This window comes from Microcystis sp. M49636_WE2, from assembly GCF_030065375.1.
In the GTDB taxonomy this organism is placed as follows: domain Bacteria; phylum Cyanobacteriota; class Cyanobacteriia; order Cyanobacteriales; family Microcystaceae; genus Microcystis; species Microcystis aeruginosa_C.
On record NZ_JASJFG010000648.1, the window covers coordinates 1 to 1958 of the forward strand.

General features: G+C 43.6%; 1 protein-coding gene and 1 pseudogene. Both read right to left on the minus strand.

The window, feature by feature from the left end:
- On the minus strand, positions 1-366 hold a 366-nt coding region (locus PX484_RS15005), incomplete at its 3' end, for a VTT domain-containing protein (RefSeq protein WP_353853239.1).
- Between the two features lie 172 nt (positions 367-538).
- A pseudogene (locus PX484_RS15010) lies at positions 539-1958 on the minus strand (glycogen debranching protein); the annotation flags it as partial.

Genomic DNA, 1958 nt, shown 5'->3' on the forward strand with positions numbered 1-1958 from the left:
CTGCATTTCTGCATCGATCGCTTGCCATTTTCCCTGAAATTTTTTGGCGGTATATTCCCGGCCGATAGTACGGGTAAAAGCAAAGGCAACTATAGCGGCCACCAAAGCGGCGATCGTTGTCCAAACTGTTCCCATAACTACCCCAAAGATCGCCCCACCACTGAGGTTTAAGGGGGTAGAAGGCAGGATTAAAATTGTCCCAATCGTATAGAGAATAATATACAAAATGGGGGCTATAATTCCCATTTGTTTTAACGAGATCTGTAATTGTTGGGAGTCGATACCACCGATTAGATAAACTCCCATCGCCGTGGCGATAATACAAATTATGGTTAGGATAATAACAGTACTTTTAGTTTTAGACATTTAACGGTAATTTTGGGCTAAGTGCGGGTTATAAAACATAAGATGCAGCCGGGGTCAATATTTCCCTATTGCCAAAAATATAGCAGAAATCGGCTAAGAATCGCTCTCGATCTCAATATTAGCGGGCTGCCCTATCTGTCCCCAAATTACCCCCGATATCGCTGTGGGTAGTTCAGTTAATCTCCTCGCAAACCACGATCGAAAAACCATTGACTTTATAGTTATCGGCAATTACTGTCCCTTGATCCACAGACCAACAATTATAATCGGTTTCTGCCCAAGCTGCCGTGTCAATAATTCTTAGCCAACGATAATTATTCGATGACGGGGGAAGACGAAAATCCACTGGCAGATAATACATATTAATTAACACCAAAAAATCGTGATCGCCGACGGCACTACCATCAATTAAAAACCAAATACAGCGATCATCGGCAGTTAAATCGCTAACCCCATCGGGTTTTTTAAATAAATAGGTGACATCATTGCCTGCATCGAGAACCATATCGCCATAGCGGCGCTGTTTTAGTGCTATATGATTGTTTCTTAAGTGAGCAATATAAGCGGCAAAAATAAATAAAGGATTGCGTTCTTCTTGATTAGTTCCCGTGCCAAAATTATTGTGATAAGCTTCCCGATAACCCGTGGGCAGTAGATGGGGTGAACGGGTGGCGATCATATCATAATTATTCCAAGTGGCCACACTATCAATATTGTAGGGATTATTATTACCATTTTGGCTGCGGCCAAATTCATCGCCCCAGACAGTCATGGGAACACCGCGAGACAAAAATTGAATCGTCCAAAAGTTGCGTAATCTTTGGCGACGTAGGGCATGATCACCCCCAGAATCCCAAGAATCGTTATTATTATTGCCGCCATCGGAAGGGCCAAAGGGCCAGGGAGTGAGGTTATTTTTATGGTTATAACTGACCAAATCCATCAGGGTAAAACCATCGTGGGCAACAATAAAATCGATCGATTTTTGTGGTCCGCCTTGGTCGTTAAAATTGCAATAATCTCCGTTCACCTGTTCGATGAATTTAAAAGTATTACCATCTCCCTTTAAAAAACGCCGAATTGCATCGCGATAACGGCCATTCCACTCGCCCCAACCCGTCGGGAAATTCCCCACTTCGTAACCCCAGCTATCCCAAGCTTCGGCGATCATTTCGGCATCGTATTTCTTGCCTAATTGCTCGATCTTTTCTAACAAAGTATGTTTAGGGAAGAATTGTTTTTGTTTGCCCCGATCTTCTCGTTGATGACTAGAAGGAGTTCGGCCGAGGACGGGGGCCAGATCAAAACGAAAACCATCAACTCCCATGGTTTCTAACCAATAGGTGAGGGAATCAAGAACCAGATTACAGGTGACAATATGGGAAAAGTTTAATTGATTTCCGCAGCCTGTCGCTCCATCGACTAGATAATGTTCATCGGTGAGTTGATAGTATTCCACCACATCAAAACCACCAAAACTAACAAATCCGGTGACATCGTTGCTGCCCCAATTGCCCCCTTCTCCGGTGTGATTATAGACCACATCGAGATAAACTTCCATACCTTGGTCGTGGAAAGCTTTGACCATGGCC